This window comes from Gracilimonas sp., assembly GCF_017641085.1.
Lineage (GTDB): Bacteria > Bacteroidota > Rhodothermia > Balneolales > Balneolaceae > Gracilimonas.
Genome location: NZ_JAEPPI010000003.1, coordinates 351,054 through 367,407, shown reverse-complemented (window position 1 = coordinate 367,407; position 16,354 = coordinate 351,054). Strand labels below are relative to the sequence as shown.

The following is a 16,354-nucleotide window of genomic DNA, read 5'->3' as shown; positions in this document are numbered from 1 at the left end:
TTTTAATCTCTGTTTCATGGGGTTCAAATAATTAGTTGGTAGAAATTTCATTCAAGGGCGTGCCTATCAGTCGCTCTACATGTGCAATGGCACGGTTCAGTTCAGCCAGCGCTTGTACGTAGCGGGTCCGGCTGGTAAATAAAGTTCGCTGGGCATCCAGAACTTCCAGGAAATCAAACTTTCCCTGCCGGTAGCCGATTTGGGCAGCTTCATAGGCTGTTTGGGCTCCGGGTAAGACTTCAGCTTGAAGTTGCTCGGCCTCATATAAAGCAGCCTGTAACTTGTTATAGCTATTTTGAAGGGCTTTTTGCACCTCAATTCTGGCAGACTCCCGCACCGTTTCCGCACGGTTGAGCTCATAACGAGCCGCCTTTACATTCCCTTGGTTGCGGTCAAAAAATGGAAGAGGTATGGAGACACCTACTAAAGCAGCTTCGGCTCCAAGATCTTCCATCCAGCGATACCCGCCGCTGATTTTTATATCAGGAATGGCTTTGGATCGCTCATACGAAAGGGAAGCTTCCCGTTGCTGAATCTCGGTAGTCCAGCGAGCAACATCTGGGTTTCGCTCTATAAATTCGGCCACGTATTGGTAGTCTGGAATAGAATCCGGCATCTCTAATTCGCCTGACAGTGCCATAAACGAAACCTGATCACTTCCCCAAAATGAGGCCAGTGTGGTAAAAGCGGATTGCATCGCATTGCGCCTGTTTTCCAGATCTATGCGTGCACGAGAGAGTTCAACCTGGGCTTTGGTCTGCTCCAGTTTTGAAACTTTCCCGGCTTCGACTTGTGCCGACACGCTTTCATAAAATTGTCGGGCAACATCTAATAACTCTTTTTGTTGCTCCCATTGCAGTTGGGCTTCCAAAGCGGACGTATAAGCTTGTGTGAGTCCGGTGAGCGTATTTAAACGCTGGGTTTCGTAATCCCACTCGGCGAGCTCAGTAGTTAAACCGGCCAGTCGTTTCCGTTTCATCCGATCAGCCCCTAAGAGAACTTTTTGGCTGAGCCTTATCGTGGTTTCCCTGGAATCATAGCCTTCAAAAGGGCCGGTTCCTCCAAAGTTTTCCATTTCGGCTTCCAATTCCGGATTGGGCAACAAAGCAGCTTGAATGCGCTCGGCTTCCTTAACCCGAACTTGCCAGGCATAACTTTGCAGACCGGGGTTTTCGAGGAGCGTTTTAGCCAGTGCCGTTCGATAGCTCAGCGTGTCGCCAATGGCAATCGAATTGGCCGAAGAGTTTAAATTTCTGTTTAGAATCTGAGAAGAATAGTCCTCGGATTCATGTTCTATAAGCGTGCTTTCAGATGGTGCTTGAAGTACCGTTCGTTCGCTGGCGCAACCGGCAGCAAGCACGAGCGTGCCGATGAGCAGCATCGTTTTGATATATTTTGACATGTAGTATTCAGCTTTTTAGCTGTTGTAGATTTATGAGAAATGCGCACTGGATACTATGATCCTGTGAATATGAAGGGCATTTTCAATGTGAATTAGGTATAGGAGGGGCTGTATGGCCTAATTCAGAAGTACTACGGTCTGTAGATTGGTGGTGATAGAATTTTCTATAACCGGCGGTAAGAAAATGGTTTGTTGAACCGAACGGGAGACAGGAGTGATTTCGCTTTTTTGCAAAACAGCTCGTTTAAGATCAGCGACTGTTTTTTGCTGGTCAAAGCGATTTAGCTTGTCTTCCTTGGCACAGAGTAAAGAAATAGGAACATCCCGATGGTGGTCATTATCTTGGTGAAAAACCGTTTCCTGTTCGTGATTATGACCATCATTTTCGTGGACTTCGGCTTCACTATTAAAGAAAATTCCAAGCTCTGCCTTTGATTCAACATTTACATCGCCATTATCTTCAAAACAATACACCAATGACTCTGCCAGACTGTGCACACTTAACACGTGCATAGCAAATATGATCAGCAGAAGTCGTGCTGAGATTTTATAAATCTTTGTTTTGTGGATTTTTTTAAGCAAAGCTAAAATTTTGTGAATACTAATAATAGACTATCAGCTACAAAACATCTTACATAATTATGTTTTAAAGATATCAAATTTTGCAGTTAAACTTAAAAACTGAACCTTAGGTAGTTATTGCCCATAAGTTTTAGAAGCTTGTTTATGTTTTATACACGTGAAATTTTAGTTCGCTTTGAAGCAAGGTAAATGCTCAGAGCGGGAAGAACAGTAATTTGAACAATCGGCGATAAGCCAACCTCATAAGAAAAAATAGTTAGCTCTGGCATCGCAGATGTATATTCCCAAAGGCTAAGAAAAATAGCAACCCATTCAAGAAAAATACTTGCTGCAAAGCTTAAGCCGAAAAGCACAATATATCCTTTGCGACCAAGACGAGGTTCCAGATGCACGGACGAAGTCAGCATTGAGGTGGCTCTCCATAGCCCTAATACAATGATGATATCCCCTAAAACAGCTCCCCACATCCAAACTGTAGCCTTGAGAAAAGGCCAGTCCCACATGCCATATAGAAAGCCACATTGAACAAATTCCCAAATAGTATTAAGGATAAAAGCCCAAAAAATAACTTTTTTGGTAGGTTCACTAATCACGTTCAATTCTCAGAATCGTTTAGACTAACATTATATATGGCAGCGATTATTGCCCCAGATATCCAGCCTATAATGAAGGTCAGAATAATTCCAAGAAGTGATTCCCACAAAGGAATATCCATTCGAATGATTGATGACGTATCAAAACCGTGTAAGAGGGCGTTAAAAAAGGAAATAGTTCCTTGCTGGCCAAGCACGATCATCAACAAGGCACAGCCCAGATAAAGAATCACGCCTGTTGCGCCAACCGCTATTCCTAATTTCTTGATGTTTAGTTTTCCCATAGTATCTCCTCTATTCTATTGGTTTTATGTACTATTCAGTGATCTGAAAATATTAAAGTTAGATTCGCAGTTTTGAACCCATCTTTTGAAAAACTTAGTTTCCATTTTATATCCTTCAATTTTCGAGCTTCAATAACCGTGCATTGATAGCTACAATGACGGTACTTAGCGACATCAGAATGGCTCCCACTGCAGGACTTAATATAATGCCCCAAGCAAACAGGACGCCGGCAGCAAGAGGAATGGCACCGATATTATATCCAGAAGCCCACCACAGATTTTGGACCATTTTTGTGTAGGTAGATTTTGAGAGCTTAATAAGTGCCGTCACATCTTCAGGGTTATCTTTTACCAGTACGATATCGCCGGTCTCAACAGCCACATCTGACCCGGCTCCGATAGCAATTCCAACATCAGCCTGAGCTAAAGCGGGGGCATCGTTGACGCCGTCTCCGGTCATGGCCACAAGTTTTCCTTGCCCCTGAACCTCCTTCACCTTATCGGCTTTTTCATCCGGAAGTACTTCAGCAAACACCTGATCAATGCCTAGTTCTCCAGCTACATAATCGGCCGTTTGTTGATTATCGCCCGTCAGCATAATGCACTCAATCCCCATCTTGTGTAATGCATCAATCGCATTCTTAGACGACTCTCGAATTTGATCTCCCAAAGCAATGGCTCCGGTCAATTGATCTCCAATGATCACAAAAACCACCGTTTTTCCCTGGGATGATACTTTTTCAACTTCAGCTGTTGGGTATTCCATTTCCTGGTCCCGAATATATCCGGGGCTTACTACTTTCACCGACTTTCCATTTACCTTGCCTTCAATTCCCTTTCCGGTAATGGAATTAAACTCATCCGGCTCCCAGGTTTCGCCGGCTTTTTCGAGGATTCCTTTTGCAAGTGGATGTTCAGAGTTTTTCTCCAGCGAAGCTGCATATTTAAGTATCTCTTCATCGGAGTGATCATCCCCAAAATTCAGAATATTGGTTACCGTAAAGGTTCCTTCGGTTAGCGTACCGGTTTTATCGAAGATAATGGAATCCAAGTTTCTTGCCTGCTCAAAAGCAGACCGATTGCGTATAAGAAATCCATTGGTCGCAGCAATACTGGTTGAGCGGGAAACCACCAATGGAATGGCCAGACCTAACGCGTGTGGACAGGTAATCACCATGACCGCTACGGTTCGGTTCATCGCAAAGTCAAAGCTTTGTCCCGTAAAAAAGATCCAGGCTCCAAAGGTTATCAGGCCGGCTGTAATAGCAACGATGGTCAACCAAAAAGCAGCCCGATTGGCTAAATCCTGTGTACGAGACTTACTTTCCTGAGCTTCTCTTACCAGGTTAATAACCTGAGATAAGAATGAATCGTCCCCGGTTTTAGAAATTTGTATAGTAAGAGAGCCTTTTTCATTTACAGAACCGCCAATTACCTCATCATCTTTTTGTTTACTAACCGGCTTGGATTCTCCGGTGAGCATGGCTTCATTCACGCTCGATTCCCCTTTAACAACAATCCCATCGGCTGGCACTTTCTCACCCGGCTTGATGAGGACTTTGTCGCCCTGTTCTAATTCTTCTACCGGGACGTCTTCCGTTGATCCATCCTCATGTACACGATGAGCTTCACCCGGTATCAAAGCAGCTAACTCTTCCAAAGCTGTCGAAGCGCTCATCACAGAACGCATTTCGATCCAGTGTCCCAAAAGCATAATCCCGACCAAAGTTGAAAGCTCCCAGTAGAGCAGGTCTCCTTCAAAGCCAAAGACCACAGCGGTGCTATAGAGGTAGGCGATAGAAATAGCAAGACCGATAAGCGTCATCATACCCGGTTGCTTTTTCTTCAGCTCATCTATCAGTCCTGTTAGAAACGGCCATCCGCCAAAGAAGTAAACGACGGTTGATAACGCAGCTAAAATCCAGCTGTCACCGGTGAATCTCCAGTCCACACCCAGAAAATCCTGGATCATGGGTGATAGGGCCATGATCGGAATCGTGAGTGCAAGCACCCACCAAAATCGAAATTTGAAGTCCTGAACCATCATTTTGTGATGCTCATGATGGGAGTGCCCTTCATGCCCACCGTGATCCTGATTGTGTTCCTGATCTTGGTTATGCTCTTTATTTTGGTGACCATTGTGGTTATGGTCTTCGTGATTGTGATGTTCGTGGTTCATATTCTGCTCTGTTTAGTTAAATCGTTTGTTACTTATCGGGATGACCAGTGAATAGCAGTAATTTTCCAATCCGAACCTGCCTTTTTTAATACAGCCAGTTCGAGAGAGGTCAGGTCTATTTCTCTTTCGGAATATGTTCCTTTCATGGAGCTAACCGTGCTTACCCATGCTGTATTCCCTTCAATGCTGATTTTTTGAGTTAGTATCTCACGATCCATGGCCTTAAGAAATTTACCATCGGAGTGAAAGTGATGGGAAAGATATTCTTCCTTCGTTTCCATTCCGCTGCCTTCCAGTATCAAGACATCATCAGCCATAACATTAGATGCAGCCTCAGAATCATTTTCAACAATGGCGGTTTTAAAGTTTTCAAGTGCTTTTAAAACGTTTGTTTCTTTTTGATTTGTCTGGGCAATCGCAGTTCCTGATAAGAAAACAAGAACAGTAACTATTTTTATAAGTGATTCCATAGGTATAGTTTTTTAGAGTTGGGTCATTTCAATTTTAGATATGAGCACTGATCCTTGGCCTTGTAATTTTAGCCCCACGCTTCCTCTTTTCGGAGCATCTCCGTGGCCGTGAACCTTCATCTCTCTGTTAATATATCCACGAAAGTGAGTCTCATCTGCCACTACACGTAGAAATAACAGGCCCTCGGTTTCATAGGTGCCCTCTTCGAAAATGGTTGTTTCTCCGTTTTGGATTCTGCCTTGACGAATAATCCCATCCGAATTCAGTGAAACAAAATCATAGTTATTTGCATCCTGCAGGTGATGAATGAGTTCTATTTCTCCATCCAAGTCATCCAGGTTGAGGAAGTAATCAACTTGTATGTTTTGATATGATTGATGGGTAACAAATAGATTCGCTTGCCCGGAAGCTTGAAGCTGTAGTAGCGGATTGCCACTCGAATTTATAGTTGGCTTTAATGCCTGTAAAGAACCGTTCACCCAGTGAAAATTAGTGATTAGGTCACTTACTGAATTTGAGTTGATCTCCCAGGTCCAGTCTCCATTATCTTTAGTAATAAAAGAGGATGGAACAGTAATACTTTCGGTGACTTCAGATGGGGCTAGTTCTTCTTGTTGTAATAATTGACCGGTTCCCGCTCCATATCCATATACCATTTTACCGCCATACTCAGCCGTTTCATATACCATAAATAATCCCGGTAGCACTGTAATGAATGCAATGATCTTAAAGGCATTCTTTTCAAAAAGATCAAACCAATGAAAGGCGATTCTCAATAGAGCATATATTACAAAGAACCATAGAAGATACTCCGCCCAGTCGGCGTGTTCACTTAAAACAGATTGAGCTTCTGTAGGTAAAAAGACACTATCTGCAGCTAATGTACCACTATAGTAGGTGAAACCGGCGAAAAGTGCTCCTGCTACATAAAGGATGGTATTCTTTGTTTCATCCCACCATTTTTCTTGAATAAAAAGAGATACAAAATTAGCCAATGCAGCCGTCACTAATAGCGCAATAGGAAAATGAACGATCAGTGGGTGAATGTTGGGAGCCCATTCAGGAGTTAGTAAAGATTCCATAATTAGTTATCCAAAGTTTTAAATAATTGAGTTCAGAAATTAATTGTTGTTTCCAAAAGGTTATATAATCTCCATGTTAGCCATCATGCCGTTGTCTTCGTGCTCCAGGTTATGGCAGTGAAAAACGTACAGGCCTTTTGGCGCATTGAAACTCATGATAACCCTAACAGTCTCGCCGGGCATGACAAGTACAGTGTCCTTCCAGCCTGTTTCGGTAGGCATTAATCCTCTGTTTCCACTTCTATCAAGAACTTTAAACTGAACGGCATGCACGTGCATGGGGTGAGGTACGTTTGAGTTATTGATAAACTCCCAAATTTCAGTACTTCCTTGCTCTACACGTTCATCGACTCGCTCCATCTCAAACTGACGCCCATTAATGGTATGGCCGTTCATCATTTGCATATCCAACCGAATGGAGCGGGTGCGATCAGCAGATGAAGCTTCAGGAAAGGTCGATTCAGACAGCTGACTGGGAAGGCCCATCGATTCTTGCTTAGATTCTCCATCAATCCTGAATTCCATAAGATCAAAACCGGTGCCTTGTTCGGGACCGGAGCTACCCATCATGTTTTGCATTCCCATCATACCGCCGCCGGAAGGCACATCAAATGGTTTACTGATAAGGTGAATACTTTTTTTCTTCAATCCAGAGAAGTCTACCAGTATGTCTGCTCTTTCCCCTGGGGCCATTAATAATTCATTGGTCTCAATAGCTTCCGGTAGAAGGCCTCCATCGGTGCCAATGACCATAAAGGAAAGATCATCTTGAAACGCTACATTATAAATCCGGGCATTTGAGCCATTTAATACTCTCAAGCGATACACACCAGGCTCAACTTCATGGTAAGGAGATGGCGCTCCGTTAACTAAGATTGTATCTCCCAAAAACCCAGTCATCATCCGTTCGGGCATAGACGGGTTATAAATAATCTGCCCAGAGTCACTTACTCTCCGATCCTGAATAACGAGCGGTATCTCGTAGTTACCACTCGGTAAGTTGAGTGCTTTTTCTTCGTCATCTTCAATAATAAAAAAACCTGCTAACCCGCGATAAACCTGTTCTCCAGTTATTCTGTGAGGATGAGGGTGATACCAATAGGTGCCGGCTCTTTGATTCAGGCTGAATTCATAATCATAGGCTCCTCCTGATATTGCATCTTTGGGATGTCCATCCATTTCGGGGGGAACAATGAGTCCATGCCAGTGAATAATGCTTTCCTGACCTATATTATTAGTAAACTGGATGTTAAGTTCCTGCCCCTTTACATGGCGAATTGTTGGACCGGGAACTGAATTATTAAATTGAAAAGCAGCCAGACTTAACGATTCTGGTAGCTCTATTTCTGCAGAAGAGGCAGATAAATTAAACGAAGGATCGGTTATTTGACCCGGAAAAGGCAATCTGTTTCTAAAAGAACCCTGCAACTCATCGTCAGAAAAAGTTAGGCAGGATGTTAACCAAGGTGATAGGGCTAATGCACCCGTTCCAAGACCTACTCTGCGTAAAAATTGTTTTCTTTTCATAAATTTGAAACTATAATGATTGTATTATTGAATACTTGATCACATCAGATCCTTTTTCCTCTTCTCGAATTCTTCTTGATCAATTTCCCCATTTGCATATCTTCGCTTAAGGATCTCAAGGGGCGTTTCGCTTTCAGATTCTTGTTGATTTGTCTTGAATAACGGCCTTGCCAAGACAATGACCAAAGCAATTAGTAAGAACCACCAGAAGAACATCATCCAGCCACCTCCAAAAAATTGAAAATCATGCATAGTGCTATCATTTAAAGTTTTAGAATTCGGGGATGACTTTGAACCACATCCCCATTTAATTTTTACTAATGATGGTTCATATCTTTATTATCGGTAGAATCTGATTTCATTTTCATTCCCGAATCCATCATGCCTCCCTGCATCATTTGCATACACATCATATGCATATTCATCATGGATGAGTTATCCATCATATTCATCATTCTAGCTTGATCCATATCTCCATCCATCATAGATTGCATCATTTCCATATGCTTTTCCATGCGTTCTTTCATTTCAGGATTGTTCATCATGGAGTTCATGTTTTCCATCATTTTGGAATGATCCATCTTTTGTGATTTCATCATTCTCTGCATCATCTTGGCTCGCATTTCAGGATTATTCATCATGTGATCCATCATCACGGATTGCATAGATGAGTCCTGCATCATGGTCATCATTTGCTGCTTTTTCTGCTCCATATTTTGTTGCTGGGCCACAGCGGTTACGGTTAGACCTAAACTTATTGCCAGTAACAGAGCGATTGATTTTATCTTTCTCATAATCTTATGGTTTTGTTAATGTTTGCTTTACTTAAAATATCATTTATCTAAGGGGTTAGCTTATACAATGATGATTAATACTTACCGTTTATTTAGTGTAAGCCTATTATTCTATTACTTTAGGTCCTTCCTCACCATCCCTGATTCTAATCATATTCTCAATAGGCATGACAAATATAATTCCATCTCCGCGCGAACCTGTTGAAGCAGTTTGTTGAATGATTTCAATAATAGAATTGACATCTTCGTCTACCGCTGCTATTTCTATTTTCACAACTTTGGAGTGCATCGCCGGGAATTGCAAAGAGCCATGGGCATGGTCAGGATCGGTATATTGACCTGCTCCTTCTCCTCTGAAAACCGTTATGCAACAATGGCCTTCAGAACGTAGCGCTTTATACACTTCTTCAAGCAGCATGGGGCGTATGTATGCTTTTACTAATTTCATAATACCTCCGTTTTTGATTTATACATTAATTCATCTGCTCAACGGTTTCTCCACAGTTGTGCATTTGAGTGCCATAAAAAGGGTTTTCAATATCTTTTTTGTCACTTATCCAGGTGCTTCCACCACCGTACATAGGGCAATATTGCTTGAACAGTGCTCCTTCATATCCTTCTTCTTCAATTCGTGAAATAAGCATTTCTGAAATGGATTTGAACTCGGCTCTGAGCTCTTCAATATCACTGAATGTATCCGTTGAGAACACTCGGACATGTTCTTTAGCCGTTTCAAAATCATCTTTGGACAGTGCTTCCCGAAGTTTCAAGTACTGGGGTACTAATGCCTCAAGGCTTTTATCCATTTCATGATTTGAATGATCTTCAGTTGTATCCATAGTGGATTCATTCATATCGCCGTCGTCCATATTCATTTCACCGTTATTCATGTCCATAGCACCGTGATCATGTGCCCCGCGATTTGCTCCTGAGCCCGGTTCTCTATTCATCATACTGAGTTTATCGCTAAGCTGGGCGGCAGCGTCCACTTTAAATGTGCCGTTTGATACCACACGCTCACCAACTTCCAGTCCAGATTCGATTACATATTCGTTACCAGCCCTTTTGCCTAATACAACTTCCCTTGCTTCAAAAGCAGGAGTTTCAGCTGTGGAAACATCCATAAACACAATGGACCTTTCTCCGGTCCATAGCACGGCACTTCGGGGGACAAGAAGTTGCTGTTTTTGGCCTGATTGAGAAGAAATAACTCCTTCAGCAAACATGCCGGGTTTCATCTCGTTTCTCGGATTATCCACAGTAATACGTATTTCTACTGTTCGGGATTTATCATTTAAAAAAGGCTGGATAAAGCTGACTTCGCCGGTATAAGTATGCCCAGGAATGGAGCTCACCGTAAAATCAATTTTATCTCCGATTTTTAAATTATTGACTGACGATTCATACGCCTCAAATTCAATCCATACCTCAGAAAGCTTCGCGATCCGGTATAGCATTGAACCTTCCTGAATATGGTCTTCCCGAGAGATATTGATCTGTGATACATAGCCAGATACCGGTGAGAAAAAGTCTAACTCTTCCATCACTTCTCCTGATTGTTCGATTTGGTTAATGGTCTCTTCCGGAAATTCCCAAAGCAATAGCTTGCGCCGGGCAGACTCATATAATCGAGGGTTTTGTTCTTTGAATCGGGCTGTTTCCAAAAGTTCACTTTGTGCCGTAATTAACTCCGAAGAATAAATAGAAACCAGTTTTTGCCCTTTACGGACGTAATCACCGGTATAATCTACATATAACTCCCGAATACGACCGGGGAAGTGAGCCGTCACATTCGATACCAAGTTCTGATTTACAACCACTTTGCCCGGCAACCGGGTTTCAACCACTGGGACTCCTTTTTTAACCGGAGTGGTTTCAACCTCAGCAAGCGCAAGTGCGGCTTTCGAGAATGTAACAGCGTTCGGGTTGAGCGATTCTGAGTCACTGTCATCAAGATCATTAGCCGGAATTAACTCCATGCCACAAATTGGACAATTTCCTGGCTCGCTTTCTCTTATCTGAGGGTGCATACTGCACGTATAAACCACATTGCCTTCCTCATCAGTGTGGGTTTCTGATATATGCTCTTCAAGTGTTTGTGGTTCCGAAGTCCCTCCGAAAAAGAGGTAGCCGAGTAAGAGTCCACCCAGTATAAGTCCAGAGTAAATAAGTATGTTTTTTGTTTTCATAGTTGTAAGTATTGAGTTGTGAGATTAGAGAAGTGAGTAGTTTTTCTCACTACTCATTCCTGAAATCACAGGTCTATTTATTTAGATTAATGTTGTGTTTGCCAGTCAGGTAATCGATGAAAGCCGATGAAACCTGCATATCTACCAAAGCCTGAATGCGGCTAAGTTGATAACCCAAAAGCTTGCGCTGCATCCGTAGAATTTCTTCAAAATTGGAGCTGTCGGTTGAATAGTTCTGTGTCATAATGCTCAGTGCCTGATTAACTCGTTGAATCTGCTTCTGGTCATACAAGTCAAACCGACGCCGCGCATCATAATAGTCCCTCAACGAAGAGGATAAATCTGTTTCCAGTTTGTTCTCTTTGTCTGTTATTTGCGACTGTACTGATTGAATATTCAGCTCTGCTTGTTGAACCTTGGCATTGTATTTATTTCGGAACAGGGGAATTTTGAAACTGGCTCTGGCCATGATGGCATCTTTACCATTATCAGCTAGCGTTGGTACATCCGAGCGTTCTCCGGTGAAGATATAATCCAGACCTACGCCAAAGGATGGTTTCCCGTCTTTTGCTGCCAGCGTTTTCATTTCATGGGCGGAGTCCTTCTGGTATCTAAGGCGATTTAATGCCGGGTTTTGTTGAACCAATTTATTCAGTAGTTCCGGCTCGCTTTCTATACTCATTTCAGGAATTAACGTATCCGGCAAGGTGATCACCTGTTCTTGCTCAGCATTCAAAAGCTCATTCACTTTTTGAATTAACACGTTCCGGTTGTCTTCAAGCAAAGCAATTTGCGTCTTCAGGTCTTCCTGTTCGATTTGTGCCCGTAACACATCCACCTGCGAAGCCTGATCTGTTTCATATCGGCTCAAACTTATCTCCACTAAGGAGTTTAGGATGTCGAGGTTTTCGTTGGCAATCTCCAAGCTTTGGTCCAACTCATAAACTTCAATAAGTGCTTTCTCGGTTTGATAAAACAGTCGATTTCGGGTCTCCTGAAATACTTCGTATTGTGCTTTAGCCTGCGCTTCCGATATTGATCGTTTATCTGAGAGGCTCCCAAACCAGGGAAACATTTGGGTTAGTGAAATCCTTGCTTGTTGTGGTCCCAATCTGGTTTCAATCGGACTGATGAAATAGGCAAAAGCAACTTCCGGATCGGGCAAAGCACCAACAATAGGACTTTCTTCAAGAGCTGATAGATAGTGCTGATATTCAGCCTTCAACTGGGGATTATTATTAGCTGCTTGTTGTTGGTATTCGGCAATAGTTTGAGCTTGCACGGTAAAAGGCAGTGCAATTATACCAAGTAATGCAATTAATCGCAGAGCGTGCAGAGGTTTCGCAAAGAGTGCTGAAGACTTTCTTCCCATCCTGCTCAATGTTGGATATTCAATATTCTTTATTCGATGATCTTCTTTCATGACAATTCTTTTTTCATTTTAAATTCTTTCCACATGTAATAAAGGACCGGTATAACCAGTAATGTGATGATTTGCAGGAACATGCCACCTACACTCGGGATTGCCATAGGCACCATAATATCCGAGCCTCGGCCTGTGGATGTTAGGACGGGTAACAAAGCAAGGATGGTGGTAGCTGTCGTCATGAGTGTCGGACGAATCCTTCGTGTACTTGCCTCTATCACCACTTCTCGTAACTCAGCCGATGTCTTCGGTTTCTTGCGATCAAACAATTGGTCGAGATAGGTTGCCATCACTACACCTCCATCAGCCGCTATTCCAAATAAGGCGATGAAACCCACCCACACAGCCACACTTAAGTTCACGGTTCCCATTTGAAACAGATCCCGAAGATTTTGACCAAACAGATCAAAATTCAGAAACCATCCCTGACCGTACAGCCAAACAAGTAGAAATCCACCCGCCCAGGCCACAAAAATGCTACTGAAGATCATGGATGTAGTAGCCACAGACCGGAATTGGAAATACATGATCAGGAAGATAATGACCAGCGCAATAGGCAGAATAACGCTTAGCCGTTTCTCAGCTCGGACCTGATTCTCATAGTTGCCCGCGAATTCAAAATTGATACCTGCGGGAACCGCTATGTTACCGGAGTTCACACTCTCTTCAATAGCACGTCTGGCATTTTCTACCACTTCAATTTCAGCAAAGCCATCTAACTTATCGAAGATTACATAACCCACCAGGAACGTATCTTCGCTTTTGATAGCTTGTGGTCCTTGGCGGTATTTGATCTCAGCCAGTTGTGAAAGAGGTACTTGAACACCCGTCTTGGTGGGAACCAAAAGTTCATTTAAAGCCTCAGGGTTATCTCTTAACTCGCGGGCAAAACGAACACGAATAGGGTATCGCTCGCGCCCTTCAACGGAGGTTGAGACTGCCATCCCACCCACACCCATCGACATAAATTGCTGCACGTCTTGAACGGATAACCCGTAGCGGGCTAACTGTTCCCGGTTCCAATGAACTTCCAAATAGGGTTTACCAACAATACGTTCCGCAAATACCGATGAAGCTTTTACGCCTTCAGCATTCTTCAGGACATCTTCTAATTGTAAACCAAAATTTTCGATTTCTTGAAGATCACTGCCTTTCACTTTTACACCCATGGGAGCCCGCATTCCCGATTGCAACATGATCAATCGTGTTTCAATAGGCTGAAGTTTGGGGGCAGAGGTAGTTCCGGGTATGCGTGCGGCAGCTACAATTTCATCCCAGATATCATCCGGGGAGTGAATATGATCGCGCCACTGGCGATAATACTTACCGTTTTCATCCGGGATCAGTTCTCCATCTTCATCTCTGGCAAACTCCCCTGAATCATTGACCTCGAATCGCATCCGTCGGCCATTTTCATCCGTTTTGTATTCCGATTTATATTGAATCACATTTTCGAACATGGAGATAGGTGCAGGGTCTAAGGCTGATTCAGCCCGGCCCATTTTTCCAACAACCATTTCAACTTCCGGTATGGAGTTAACAGACAGGTCCAGTTTACGCATCACGTCTTCTGCCTCTTCTATACCGGCATGAGGCATCGTAGTAGGCATCAAAAGGAAAGCTCCTTCATCCAGGGCGGGCATAAATTCTTCACCCAGTCCTGGAAAAGCTTCGGACGCTGAAGTCCAAACGGATGTTTCGCTTATATCAACCCCGACCGTATTAAAGCTTTTGGCTACAAATCCAAAGGTAGTTGCAAAGCCCAGCCAAATTACCACCCCAAAAATCACGAAAAAGGATGGAAGGGCTAGAAAAATCTTTTTATGATCCAGACACCAACTAATAATGGGTTGATAATATTTGATGATGAGCCAGAAGGTGGCAAGAATAAGGGCGATCACTAAAACGATAAAAAACAAATTACCTGCAAAAGAGACCGATGGGCCAAAAGGAAGCCAGTATTCTGTCAGTAGCCAGGTGACTACTACTACAGAAAGCGCATTATTGAGAAATGGAATTCGTTTGTGATATTCTTCGCCTAAAAAGAATCCCACGCCATTGATGAGTCCGAAGCCCATGATCAACAGACCACCCCAACCTGAAACAGTCAACATGGCAATGAATCCTCCGATCACCAGTAAACCGTTCCAGCTCAGTTTCAATTTCCGATTGTTGATCTTTAACCCAAAGAACCAATGGGCAAAGGGTGGGATCAGTGTGATTGTAATGATAATGGAAGCAATCAGCGCGAAGGTTTTAGTGTAAGCCAGTGGTTTGAATAGTTTCCCTTCGGCAGCGATCATCGTAAAGACAGGGAGAAAACTCACAATGGTGGTGGTTATGGCCGTCAATACAGCCCCGGCTACTTCAACAGTAGCATTGTATATAACTTCCAAAAGTGATTCATCTTCCTCCATTTCTTCCAAATGCCGGAGCATATTCTCAGAAAGGATGACTCCCATATCCACAATGGTACCAATGGCAATAGCGATCCCGGAAAGGGCCACAATGTTAGCATCCACCCCAAAATACTTCATGGCAATGAAGGTCATGAGTACAGCGATGGGGAGCATTGCAGAAATTAGCACCGAAGTTCGCAGATTCAATACCATTATAACGATCACGATAATGGTAATAAGTATTTGAAGTGTGAGCGCTTCTTCGAGCGTCCCCAAGGTTTCTGAGATCAGCGTAGAGCGATCATAAAATGGTACAATGGTGACTTGAGATTCGGTTCCGTCTTCAAGGGTTTTTACAGGCAGGCCGGCAGAAATCTCTTTGATCTGTGCTTTTACATTATCAATTACCTGCTGGGGATTGGCACCTTGCCGGGCTACGACTACTCCACCAACGGCTTCTGCTCCAGCCTTATCCAGCACACCTCTTCGTGGAGCAGGCCCCATACTAACGAAGGCAACATCCTGAATTCGAATGGGCGTATTATCCACTACTTTAACCACAGCAGATTCCAAATCTTCCAGGTTTTCTATGTACCCAATTCCCCGAACCAGGTATTCCACGTTATTCATCTCAATAGTTCGGGCACCGGTCTCAGCATTGGTTTTTCGTACTGCATCGATCACTTCAGGCAGAGTAACCCCATACGTTTTTAGTTTGTTTGGGTCGATGTCAATCTGGTACTCTTTTACATACCCTCCAATGGAAGCAACTTCTGCCACACCTTGAGCTCCTGATAGTCCGTATTTCACATAAAAGTCTTGTATGGACCGTAACTCTTGAGGGTCCCAGCCACCTGCGGGCTCTCCACTTTGATCCCTGCCTTCCAGCGTGTACCAAAATATCTGCCCCAGTCCGGTAGCATCAGGACCAAGGGCGGGCTTTGCAGTTTGAGGAATAGTGCCTGCCGGAAGTGAGTTTAGTTTTTCAAGGATGCGGGAGCGACTCCAATAATAATCCACATCCTCTTCGAAAATGATGTAAATGATGGAAAGACCGGTCATCGAATTACTTCGAACGGTTTTGATGCCAGGCACAGTCAGTAATTGAGTAGTCAGAGGATAGGTGACCTGATCTTCTATATCCTGAGGAGATTGACCTTCCCAATCGGTATACACGATCTGTTGGTTCTCCCCAAGGTTTGGAATAGCATCCACAGGAACACGATCCCGAGGAAGAAAGTCAAGATTCCAATTAAAGGGAGCTACTGCAAGTCCCCAGCCTACTAAGACTAGCAAGAATAGTACAGCTACAAGTTTATTTTCCAGGAAAAACCGGATGGTTTTATTTAGCATGAGTTTATTATTGATGAATCGGTACAATTAAAAAGGTGATCATCTCTCGATAGATATCTGAGACCTTGAAGCC

Annotated in this window: 14 protein-coding genes; all 14 read right to left on the bottom strand. The window is 43.3% G+C overall.

Annotated features, from left to right (window positions below; translation table 11 throughout):
* Positions 1–31: 31 nt before the first annotated feature.
* A complete protein-coding gene (locus tag JJ941_RS12630) occupies positions 32–1,402 on the bottom strand; it encodes a TolC family protein (RefSeq protein ID WP_290965821.1) in 1,371 nt (456 codons plus the stop codon).
* Positions 1,403–1,519: 117 nt separating this feature from the next.
* On the bottom strand, positions 1,520–1,984 hold the full coding sequence (locus JJ941_RS12625) for a hypothetical protein (protein WP_290965818.1): 465 nt from the start codon (positions 1,982–1,984) through the stop codon (positions 1,520–1,522).
* A gap of 149 nt (positions 1,985–2,133) precedes the next feature.
* Positions 2,134–2,577 carry a hypothetical protein gene (locus tag JJ941_RS12620; protein ID WP_290965815.1) on the bottom strand — a complete coding sequence of 148 codons (444 nt, stop codon included), beginning with the start codon at positions 2,575–2,577 and terminating at the stop codon, positions 2,134–2,136.
* A gap of 2 nt (positions 2,578–2,579) precedes the next feature.
* Positions 2,580–2,861: a DUF5676 family membrane protein gene (locus tag JJ941_RS12615; protein WP_103664476.1), complete on the bottom strand. Its 282-nt coding sequence runs from the start codon at positions 2,859–2,861 to the stop codon at positions 2,580–2,582.
* A 115-nt stretch (positions 2,862–2,976) separates the two neighbouring features.
* Positions 2,977–5,040, bottom strand: a complete 2,064-nt coding sequence (locus tag JJ941_RS12610) for a copper-translocating P-type ATPase (protein WP_290965812.1) — start codon at positions 5,038–5,040, stop codon at positions 2,977–2,979.
* Positions 5,041–5,072: 32 nt separating this feature from the next.
* Positions 5,073–5,510, bottom strand: a complete 438-nt coding sequence (locus JJ941_RS12605) for a nuclear transport factor 2 family protein (RefSeq protein WP_290965809.1) — start codon at positions 5,508–5,510, stop codon at positions 5,073–5,075.
* Between the two features lie 12 nt (positions 5,511–5,522).
* The gene (locus JJ941_RS12600; RefSeq protein WP_290965807.1) at positions 5,523–6,593 is read right to left on the bottom strand and encodes a DUF2231 domain-containing protein; all 1,071 of its coding nucleotides are present in this window, start codon (positions 6,591–6,593) and stop codon (positions 5,523–5,525) included.
* Between the two features lie 60 nt (positions 6,594–6,653).
* Positions 6,654–8,120: a multicopper oxidase domain-containing protein gene (locus tag JJ941_RS12595; protein ID WP_290965805.1), complete on the bottom strand. Its 1,467-nt coding sequence runs from the start codon at positions 8,118–8,120 to the stop codon at positions 6,654–6,656.
* A gap of 39 nt (positions 8,121–8,159) precedes the next feature.
* The gene (locus JJ941_RS12590) at positions 8,160–8,372 is read right to left on the bottom strand and encodes an SHOCT domain-containing protein (RefSeq protein WP_290965803.1); all 213 of its coding nucleotides are present in this window, start codon (positions 8,370–8,372) and stop codon (positions 8,160–8,162) included.
* A gap of 65 nt (positions 8,373–8,437) precedes the next feature.
* On the bottom strand, positions 8,438–8,914 hold the full coding sequence (locus tag JJ941_RS12585) for a hypothetical protein (RefSeq protein ID WP_255135951.1): 477 nt from the start codon (positions 8,912–8,914) through the stop codon (positions 8,438–8,440).
* A gap of 106 nt (positions 8,915–9,020) precedes the next feature.
* Positions 9,021–9,362: a P-II family nitrogen regulator gene (locus JJ941_RS12580; RefSeq protein WP_255135950.1), complete on the bottom strand. Its 342-nt coding sequence runs from the start codon at positions 9,360–9,362 to the stop codon at positions 9,021–9,023.
* 25 nt (positions 9,363–9,387) lie between these two features.
* Positions 9,388–11,103 (bottom strand): efflux RND transporter periplasmic adaptor subunit, encoded by a 1,716-nt coding sequence (locus JJ941_RS12575; protein WP_290965798.1) that lies wholly within the window; start codon positions 11,101–11,103, stop codon positions 9,388–9,390.
* 73 nt (positions 11,104–11,176) lie between these two features.
* Positions 11,177–12,526: a TolC family protein gene (locus JJ941_RS12570; protein WP_290965795.1), complete on the bottom strand. Its 1,350-nt coding sequence runs from the start codon at positions 12,524–12,526 to the stop codon at positions 11,177–11,179.
* On the bottom strand, positions 12,523–16,281 hold the full coding sequence (locus JJ941_RS12565) for an efflux RND transporter permease subunit (protein ID WP_290965792.1): 3,759 nt from the start codon (positions 16,279–16,281) through the stop codon (positions 12,523–12,525). The genes JJ941_RS12570 and JJ941_RS12565 overlap by 4 nt, the downstream gene beginning before the upstream one ends.
* Positions 16,282–16,354: the final 73 nt, after the last annotated feature.

Coding starts and splice junctions, on each gene's coding strand:
- JJ941_RS12610 (WP_290965812.1), bottom strand. CDS start 5,040: ATGAACCACGAACATCACAATCACGAAGACCATAACCACAATGGTCAC.
- JJ941_RS12615 (WP_103664476.1), bottom strand. CDS start 2,861: ATGGGAAAACTAAACATCAAGAAATTAGGAATAGCGGTTGGCGCAACA.
- JJ941_RS12605 (WP_290965809.1), bottom strand. CDS start 5,510: ATGGAATCACTTATAAAAATAGTTACTGTTCTTGTTTTCTTATCAGGA.
- JJ941_RS12630 (WP_290965821.1), bottom strand. CDS start 1,402: ATGTCAAAATATATCAAAACGATGCTGCTCATCGGCACGCTCGTGCTT.
- JJ941_RS12585 (WP_255135951.1), bottom strand. CDS start 8,914: ATGAGAAAGATAAAATCAATCGCTCTGTTACTGGCAATAAGTTTAGGT.
- JJ941_RS12565 (WP_290965792.1), bottom strand. CDS start 16,281: ATGCTAAATAAAACCATCCGGTTTTTCCTGGAAAATAAACTTGTAGCT.
- JJ941_RS12595 (WP_290965805.1), bottom strand. CDS start 8,120: ATGAAAAGAAAACAATTTTTACGCAGAGTAGGTCTTGGAACGGGTGCA.
- JJ941_RS12575 (WP_290965798.1), bottom strand. CDS start 11,103: ATGAAAACAAAAAACATACTTATTTACTCTGGACTTATACTGGGTGGA.
- JJ941_RS12600 (WP_290965807.1), bottom strand. CDS start 6,593: ATGGAATCTTTACTAACTCCTGAATGGGCTCCCAACATTCACCCACTG.
- JJ941_RS12590 (WP_290965803.1), bottom strand. CDS start 8,372: ATGCATGATTTTCAATTTTTTGGAGGTGGCTGGATGATGTTCTTCTGG.
- JJ941_RS12570 (WP_290965795.1), bottom strand. CDS start 12,526: ATGAAAGAAGATCATCGAATAAAGAATATTGAATATCCAACATTGAGC.
- JJ941_RS12580 (WP_255135950.1), bottom strand. CDS start 9,362: ATGAAATTAGTAAAAGCATACATACGCCCCATGCTGCTTGAAGAAGTG.